The following is an 8,474-nucleotide window of genomic DNA, read 5'->3' on the forward strand; positions in this document are numbered from 1 at the left end:
GCGACCGTGCCCGACGCCCAGACCAGCCGCTGGTCGACCCGCCAGCTCCTCCCACCGACTCTGGTCTTCCTCGCCGCCTTGTTGCTGACCGTCGCGGTGGCCTCGCCGGTGTTCCTGGCGCCGCAGTTGGAGCGGGTCTCGCTGGACACGAACCTGGTCGCGATCGCCCCGTCGACGACGGCGGTGCCCACCCTCGACCGGTGTTCCCTCGACCGCCCCGCGGCCGCCGCGCTCGGGCCGCGCAAACTCGTCCGCAGTCAGCGTGTCGTGGCCGTCCGTCCGGCCGACCGTCGCATCGCGACCCTCCAGGCGGGCACCGTCATCCGGCGCGACGAGGAGTCCGCCGGCTGCGGCGACCCGGTCCTGCTCGCCGCCGTCGACCGGGTGACCGTCAGCCGGACCACCGCGCAGCCCGCCGGCGACTCGAGCATCCAGACCGACTCGAACCGGCCGGCCGTCGTGCTGCCCGATCGCTCCGGGATCACCTATCTGTTCGCGCCGCGCCTGCACGCGTCGAGCGGCCTGGAGTTCTTCGACCCGATCACCCGACGACGCGTCCCGCTGACGAACCTCGGCCGCGACCACTCGAACGACCTGCGCGTCGTCAAGCTGCGCGCCGAGATCCCCGACACGGACCTGGCCGCGCTCCCCGACGCCGACCCGCGCACGCGGATCACCAAGCCGGGCTCGTGGTTCGGCTGGCCGGGCGGCGAGGTCACCGCCCGTGCACACCAGGGTGGGCGGTACACGCTGTGGGTCGACGAGCGCTCGGGGCTGATCGTCGACGCCGAGATCACCGTGCACCGCGACTACCGGGCCGCCGACCGCCGTCTCGCCGACTTCGACGCGACCTTCCGCTACGACGAGAAGACGCGCACCGAGCTGGCCCGCGCGGCGCGCTCCCAGTCCCGCCCGGCCCGGCTCGCCGAGCGCACGGTGCCGTTCGTCGCGGTCCTCGGCGCCCTCGGCGCGATAGCCGGGGCGTGGGCCGTTCGGCGGCGGCACGCCTTTGCCGACGAGATGCGCTCCTAGAACCGACCGCCCGTGCCGATCCGGCCCGAGCTGGAGGAGCCGCCGTAGGACCCCGGCGACCGACCGTCGTAGGTGTAGCCACCGCCGGACCGACCGCCGTCGGTCAACCCACCGCGCAGGAAGCTGTCGACGAGCACACCGCTGAGGACCGCGCCGATCGCGGAGGCGTCGCCGCCGTGCTCGGCCGGCTGCTCTGTCTGCTGCCATGCGACGACGTCGTCCTGCGCGTTCATCAGCGCCTCGTCGGCGAGGGCACCGGCGCGACGCGCGTCCTCCACCGCCTCGGCGGCCTCCTTCGCCGGTCGTGCGTGCGCCGACTCGACGAGCCGCTGCGCCTCGGTGAGCCGGGTGCGGGCCTCGGCCTGCACCGCTCCCCGTCGGGTGTCGATGAAATCGCGCGCGGCCGACACCTTCGACTCGGCGGCGGCGATGGTCTGCTCGCGCAGCTCGACGCCCCGCTTGCGCTTGGAGGTCGACTTGCGGGCCGCCGCGAGCTCGCGGTCGAGCACGGCGTCGGTCTCGGTGAGCGTGGTGAAGGAGCCGAGCGGGTCGCTGTCGGTGTTGGCCGCGGCGTAGTCGAGCGCGGCCTGCGCGTCGGCGACGGCATCGGCGAGCGTCGGCGAGGAGTCGAGCTTGCCGGCGGCGGCGATCTCGGCGGTGACCTCGTCGATCAGCACCGGCAGCCGGGTGGCCGCCTCGGCGATCGCGGTGTCGGCGTTGGCCACGGCGTCGAGCAGTTTGCCGGCCTGGGCGACCGCACCCTCGGCGGCGCGGATCGCCGCGACGACGGCCCCCTGCTTGCCGGCCGGTGCCGCGGTCGCGTCCCGCCCGTCGTCGACGTTCTCCTCGGCGAAGTCGATCTGCTTCTCGGCCAGCTCCACGTTGTGTGAGACGGCTTTGACCCGGTCCTCGCCGTGCTTGGCGATGAGCGAGGCGAGCATCCCCTCGGCCGCGGTGGCGCGCGTCTTGAGGTCGACGATGCTGCGGGTCAGACCGTCGAGGCGCTCGGGCGCACCCAGGAGCAGGTTGCGCATCTCGTCGAACTGCTGGACCTGGTCGTCGAGCGAGGCGTCGATGTCGTGGCAGGTGGTGATGATCTGCACCAGCATCGACCGCTGCTCGTCCGGGTTCTCCTCGATCGCGTCGTCGAGCCGCTGGCGCAGGACGAAGGAGTCGGCGATGCCCTTCTGCGCGGACTCGACGGCGTCGCGGAAGGGCTTGGTCTGCGCCTCGCCGAATTCGTCGACGGCCAGTGACAGTTCCTCGGCGCTGGTGCGCACGGCGTTGTCGGTGTCGGTGAGGATCTCGCGCGACCAGTCGTCGAGGTCGTCGATGGACTGGCTGGCGAGTTGGTCGACGGTGAGTTCGTCGGAGACGCTGCGCAGCGATTCCAGCCGTTCCTTGGCCTCCTGTTCGCGGCGTCGACGCGTGTAGAGGTAGGCGCCGCCGCCGGCCAACGCGGCCGTGCCGCCGACCCCCGCCGCGGTGTAGGCCAGCACGTGCGAGGAGGACAGCGCCTTGTCGATGCCGCGGACGGCGCCGATTCCGGCGGCCGACCACTCGCCCTTCTTCAGGCGCGGCTCGACGTCCTTCTTGGCGATGTCGTCGATCTTGTCCTTGTCCAGCACCTCCGGCGTCGACAGGTAGTAGCGGCGACTGTCGGTGGCGACGGCGAGCAGCACGTCGCGGTCGGTGAGGTCGCTCTGGTTGCGCACGACGTCGGCCCACTTCTCGGCGGGCATGTCGTCGAAGCTCTTGACGTAGACGACCCACATGCTGACGCCGTGATCGGCGTAGAGCTTGTCGATCTCGGCCTGGAGTTTGGCCCGATCTCCGTCGGAGAGGACCTGCGCGGGATCGTGGATCTGCATCTGCTCGGGCAGGTTCATCGGCGGTTCCGCGTGCGCGGTCGTGGCCGCGAGGGGACCGAGGAAAACCGACGCGAGCGCGATGGCGACGACGGCGAGCTGTCGAAGGATCAAACGCGCGAAGAGCATGGGACCAATCTAGCCGCTGGACGTGCGATAGTGACGCGATGCAGACCTCACGGCGGGCGCGTCGCGCGGCCGAGTGGGACGCCGTGGTCGTCGGTTCCGGGCCCAACGGGCTGACCGCGGCGGTCACGCTCGCGCGCGCCGGCCACGCGGTGCTGGTCGTCGAGGCCGCCGACACGATCGGCGGCGGCATGCGCAGCGCCGAGCTCTTCGAGTCCGGCGTGCGCCACGACGTGTGCTCGGCGGTCCACCCGCTGGGGCGCGTCTCCCCCGCCTTCACCGAATTCGACCTCGAGTCCCACGGCCTGCGCTGGCTCACGCCCGAGGTGTCGCTGGCCCACGTCTTCGACGGGCGGCGGGCCGCCGCCGTGTACCGCGACCCGGCGACCACGGTCGCCGGGTTGGGCGTCGACGGTCGGACGTGGGAGCGGTCGCTGGGCGTGGACGACGACCGGTTGCACCGACTGGTCGGCGAGGTGCTGCGGCCGTTGGGCGTGCCGCGGCACCCGCTGCTGATGGCCCGCTTCGGCGCACGGGCCCTGCACTCGGTGCAGCGGTTCACCCGCCGCTTCGAGGAGGAGACGACCCGCGCGCTGTTCGCCGGGGTCGCCGCGCACGCGATGGCCCCGCTGACCGCGCCCGCCTCGGCGGGACCGGGCCTGCTGTTGCTCGCGCCGGCGTCGGTGACCGGGTGGCCGATCGCCGAGGGTGGGTCACAGGCCATCGCCGACGCGTTGGTGTCGTGCCTGCGCGCGGCCGGCGGACGGGTGCAGACCGGGTGGCGGGTGCGGAGCCTCGACGAGTTGCCGCCCGCGCGCCAGTACTTCCTGGACACCTCCACGCGCGATGCCGTCGCGATCCTGGGCGAGCGGCTGCCCGCGCGGATGCGGCGCCGTTACGAGCGCTGGCGGTACGGGCCGGGCGTCTGCAAGATCGACTTCCTGCTGTCCGAGCCCATCCCGTGGCGCGTCGACGCCCCGACGCGCACCGCGACCGTGCACGTCGCGGAGGGCTATGACCACATCGCGGCGGTGGAAGCCTCCGTCGCCCGCGGCGATCACCCCGAGCGGCCCTGGCTGCTCGCCGGTGAACCCACGCGGCTCGATCCGTCGCGCGCCGGTGACACCGGGCGGCACGTCGCGTGGGCCTACTGCCACGTGCCGAACGGGTCGTCGCGGGACATGGGCGAGGCGATGATCGCCGAACTCGAGCGGTGTGCGCCCGGCTTCCGGGATGTGATCGTCGCGTCGCGGGTGGTGACGGCCGCCGAACTGGGCGAGTACGACCCGAACTTCATCGGCGGGGACATCGGATGCGGTGCGACGACGCTGCGCCAGCTCGTCGCGCGACCGCGACTGTCGGCCAACGTGGTGCACCCCGATCCGTACGCGACCGGGGTGCCCGGCGTCTACCTGTGCTCATCGGCGACCGCGCCCGGCGGTGGGGTGCACGGCATGAGCGGGTATTGGGCGGCGAGCCGACCCTGACGTCTGCGGACTCCGCCGCGCTCGAGGGCTAGGCGCCCTCGGCGGGCCCACCGTCGGCAGATGTCAGCGCGGCGGCCTTGCGCTTGCGGAACCGCACGCTCCACAGGAACGACGCGAAGATGATGACGACGCCGGTGAGTCCGGTGACGACCTCCGGGATGTGCACGCCGATGGAGACCAGGAGCATCACGGCGAGCGCACCGATCGCCCAGTGCGCCCCGTGCTCGAGGTACACGTAGTCGTCGAGGGTGCCGCGTCGGACCATGTAGACCGTCAGCGAGCGGACGAACATCGCACCGATGAGACCGAGGCCCAGGGCGATGATGATCGGATCGGCGGTGATCGCGAAGGCACCGATCACCCCGTCGAAGGAGAACGACGCATCGAGCACCTCGAGGTAGAGGAACAGCATGAACGCGGCGCGTCCGGTCTCCTTGAGGAGCGGTCCGGGGCCGTCGTGCGATTGGGCCGGCTCCTCGTCGTCCTCGGGCGGCTCGACGTGGAAGTAGTTGGAGAGGCCGTTGACGACGAGATAGGTCAGCAGACCGAGGATGCCCGCGATCATCACCGGGTGCTCCTCGCGGGCGTCGGCGAAGACGAGTGCCGTGACGAGCAGGATGATCAGCGCGGCGATCACCGATGCCTGGTCGAGCCGTCCGGCACGTGCGAGCGGCTTCTCCAGCCAGCTGAGCCACGTGCGGTCGTTGCGGCTCAGGACGAAGTCGAGGAACAGCATCAGCAGGAACATGCCGCCGAAGGCCGCGATCTGAGGATGGGCAGCGGTGATGATCTGCTCGTAGGTGGGTCGGCCGTCGGTCGGCGGGTGCAGCGCGAGCCGCAGGGCCTCGACCGGCCCGAGGCGCGGGTTGGTGGTCGCCCACACGATCGCCAGCGGGAACACCAGCCGCATGCCGAAGACGGCGATCAGGATGCCGACGGTGAGGAAGATCCGCTGCCAGAAGATGCTCATCCGGCGCAGGATCGAGGCGTTGATGACCGCGTTGTCGAAGGACAGCGAGACCTCGAGGATGCCGAGCACCACGACCAGGAACAGCGCACGGCCCGCACCCATCGCCGACGAACCGCCGTAGAAGAAGGCGGCCACCAGGGCCGCGATCGTCACGGCCACCGACGGCCCGAAGATGCGGATCACGCCGCCATTGTCGCAGGGCCCGTCCCGCCGACTGCGCGCGGCGTGGCGACCCGGCCCGATCGTGCGACTGGACCGCCAACGGCCGGTCCGACAAGGAGGTCGTCGAGCGGACTACGCGTCGTCGGCGTCGTCATCCTTGTCGTCGGCGTCGTCGGTCTTCGCGTCGTCGGTCTTCTCGCCGTCGGTCTCGACCTCGGTGTACTCGTCCTCCGGGTCGTCGTCCTCGTGGAAGCGCAGACCGCCGAACGTCGCCTTCAGCTCGTCGTCGACGTCATCGGCGACGAAGGCCAGCCCGTAGACGGCCGACATGAGTTCCTCCTCGTCGAGGAAGTCGCCGAGCAGGTTGTGCTTGAGGCTGACCGTGGTCTTCTCGTCGTCGCCGGCCTTGTGCAGCGCGAGGGTGCCGAAGACGAAGGAGTCCGAGTGGTAGGCGACGTACTCGTTGAGCTCGGGCGAGCGCGGGACCTCGAACAGGACCGGCACCCGCAGGCTCACCAGCGTCTTGTCCTTCCACTCCTGCACCTCGATGAACAACCGGCTCGACCCGTTGCGGATGGTGAAGCCACCGTCCTTGGTCAGCTGGACCTTGTCCTGCAGGTTGGCGGCGAGTATCTGCTGCACCTTGCCCTGCACGGCTTCGGTGTTGCCCATGGGAGCTCCTGGCGGTCGATGGTTGATCGGTCCCCTGGAAGGTACCGGTCACGAAGCGGGACCCTGTCGCGGTGGTCGTACACACAGCTACCCCACAGCTAATCCCCTGGTTCTGGACACGTCTTTGCGTCATTCTGTATGCGATCCGATCACGACGAGCCCAGGAGAATTTCGGTGAAGAAGACCCCTGCCGCAGTAGCCCTCAGCGCGGCAGCCATCGCAGCCCTGACGACGATGACCGCCCCCGCCTCCGAGGCGACCGTGGTCACACCCGTCACCCTTTCCTCGCCGGGGTCGTTCTCGAACTTCACCGTCGGATGCGCCTACGAGGCCCGTGTGCGGGTCAACGACGGCTCCAACATGATCCGCCTCGTCGAAGGCCGCGAGGGATCGCGCCAGGCGCGGACCGTCGCGCGCACCATCCCCGCCGCCGACAAGGGCATCTTCGTGTGGCGCCCCACCGAGCCAGGTCGCCGCGTGCTGCGTGCCGTGCAGACGACCCGCGGACGCTCGATCTACAGCCGGCCGATCGTCGTCACCGTGTCGCCGGGCCTCGTCGGCTGCTTCTCCGTCTGACCAATTTCGTCCGGTATGACTGGCGCCGAGGGAACATTGCCATCCGCGGCAGCCATATCGACCGAAGTTGACCATCCCTCGGAGCCGCTCGGGGCGCTGGTGCGTCTAAGTGGGTATGGATCATGGAGTACGACGGCGCCGCGACCTGCTGCGGCGCGGGTTCACCCCCTATGAGATCAAGAAGGCGCTCCGCTCCGGAGCGCTGACCACGTTGCGCGACGGTTGGTATGCCCGCACCGATGCGGACCCCGACGTGGCGCGCGCAGTGCGCCTCGGCGGTGCGCTGAGTTGCGTGTCAGCCCTGCAGAAGCACGGTCTCTGGACCCCGCCCGGCTACGGTTCGCTGCACGTCCGCGGGGACAAGCACCACCGGGGACCGCACTCCTGCCGCGGATATGGCGGCCACTTCCCCGTCACCCAGGCGCTCGACGACATCCCGCTGGCGCTCCTGTGCGCGGCCCGATGCTGCACGCGCGAGGACTGGATCGTGCTCGCCGACTCCGCGATGAACAAGAACCACTGGCAGATCGACGACCTGCGCCGACTGCTTCCGCGGGTTCCCTGGGTGGTCGAGGAGATGCTGCGGCACTGCGACCCCGGCTCCCAGTCGGGCACCGAGACGATCGCGCGGGTTCGGCTGCGCGCGGCGGGTTACAAGGTCGTGGTCCAGCCCCCGGTCGCCGCGTTTCGCGGGCATTCGGACCTGCGCATCGGCAACCTGCTCATCGAGTGCGACAGCCGCGAGTTCCACGACGGCCAGCGGGACTACGAATACGACCGGTACCGCGACCGCAAGGCGCTGGTGGACGAGTGGCTGACGATCCGACTGACCTACGCCAACATCCTCTTCGACTGGATCGACGTGCTCAGCGACATCCAGGCGATCACCCGCGCCGACCGGCACCGCGTTCGCAAGGCCGGGTTCGCCGACCGGAAGTGACCAATTCTGTCCGGTATGACCCGCGCCGAGGGAACATTGCCATCCGCGGCAGCCATATCGACCGAAGTTGGCCATCCCGAGACGACAAGAGCCCCCACCCATCGGGCGGGGGCTCTTGTGCTGAGCGTGGCTACTCGGCGCCGATGATGAACGCCTCGAGCTGCGCACGAGCGATGTCGTCGGCGATCTGCTCGGGCGGGCTCTTCATCAGGTAGGCCGAGGCCGGCAGGATCGGGCCGCCCAGGCCACGGTCCTTGGCGATCTTCGCGGCGCGCACCGCGTCGATGATGATGCCGGCCGAGTTCGGCGAGTCCCACACCTCGAGCTTGTACTCCAGGTTCAGCGGGGCGTCACCGAAGGCACGACCCTCCAGGCGGACGTACGCCCACTTGCGGTCGTCGAGCCACGCGACGTAGTCCGACGGGCCGATGTGCACGTTCTTGTCGTAGACCTTGCCGGCCAGCGGGCCGTTCAGGTTGCTGGTGACGGCCTGGGTCTTGGAGACCTTCTTGGACTCCAGGCGCTCGCGCTCGAGCATGTTCTTGAAGTCCATGTTGCCGCCGACGTTCAGCTGGTACGTGCGGTCCAGGGTGACGCCACGGTCCTCGAACAGCTTGGCCATCACGCGGTGGGTGATGGTG

The 8,474-nt window shown here is 70.3% G+C and carries 7 protein-coding genes and 1 pseudogene; 4 read left to right on the top strand and 4 right to left on the bottom strand.

Annotated elements, in window-relative coordinates:
• The first annotated feature begins 6 nt into the window (after positions 1-6).
• Positions 7-1,032, top strand: a complete 1,026-nt coding sequence (locus QM634_RS09010; RefSeq protein ID WP_415042444.1) for a DUF3068 domain-containing protein — start codon at positions 7-9, stop codon at positions 1,030-1,032.
• Here the strand turns inward: QM634_RS09010 and QM634_RS09015 are convergent.
• Entirely contained in the window at positions 1,029-3,029 is a 2,001-nt protein-coding gene (locus QM634_RS09015; RefSeq protein ID WP_415042445.1) for a TPM domain-containing protein, read from the bottom strand. The two genes, QM634_RS09010 and QM634_RS09015, sit on opposite strands and share 4 nt — an antisense overlap.
• A gap of 38 nt (positions 3,030-3,067) precedes the next feature.
• On the opposite strand from QM634_RS09015, the gene QM634_RS09020 reads away from it, so the two are divergent.
• Entirely contained in the window at positions 3,068-4,513 is a 1,446-nt protein-coding gene (locus QM634_RS09020; RefSeq protein ID WP_415042446.1) for a phytoene desaturase family protein, read from the top strand.
• Between the two features lie 28 nt (positions 4,514-4,541).
• On the opposite strand, the gene QM634_RS09025 is transcribed toward QM634_RS09020, so the two are convergent.
• Positions 4,542-5,666: a DUF475 domain-containing protein gene (locus QM634_RS09025; protein ID WP_415042447.1), complete on the bottom strand. Its 1,125-nt coding sequence runs from the start codon at positions 5,664-5,666 to the stop codon at positions 4,542-4,544.
• A gap of 111 nt (positions 5,667-5,777) precedes the next feature.
• Complete coding sequence (locus tag QM634_RS09030; RefSeq protein ID WP_415042448.1) at positions 5,778-6,317, bottom strand: T3SS (YopN, CesT) and YbjN peptide-binding chaperone 1; 540 nt, start codon at positions 6,315-6,317, stop codon at positions 5,778-5,780.
• Between the two features lie 174 nt (positions 6,318-6,491).
• Between QM634_RS09030 and QM634_RS09035 the strand changes: the two genes are divergently transcribed.
• Complete coding sequence (locus QM634_RS09035; protein ID WP_415042449.1) at positions 6,492-6,893, top strand: hypothetical protein; 402 nt, start codon at positions 6,492-6,494, stop codon at positions 6,891-6,893.
• A gap of 115 nt (positions 6,894-7,008) precedes the next feature.
• A complete protein-coding gene (locus QM634_RS09040; protein WP_415042450.1) occupies positions 7,009-7,833 on the top strand; it encodes a hypothetical protein in 825 nt (274 codons plus the stop codon).
• A 130-nt stretch (positions 7,834-7,963) separates the two neighbouring features.
• Here QM634_RS09040 and QM634_RS09045 read toward each other — a convergent pair.
• Positions 7,964-8,474 (bottom strand): annotated as a pseudogene (locus QM634_RS09045) (inositol-3-phosphate synthase); the annotation flags it as partial.

Source organism: Gordonia sp. (in: high G+C Gram-positive bacteria) (assembly GCF_047606305.1).
Classification (GTDB): domain Bacteria; phylum Actinomycetota; class Actinomycetes; order Mycobacteriales; family Mycobacteriaceae; genus Gordonia.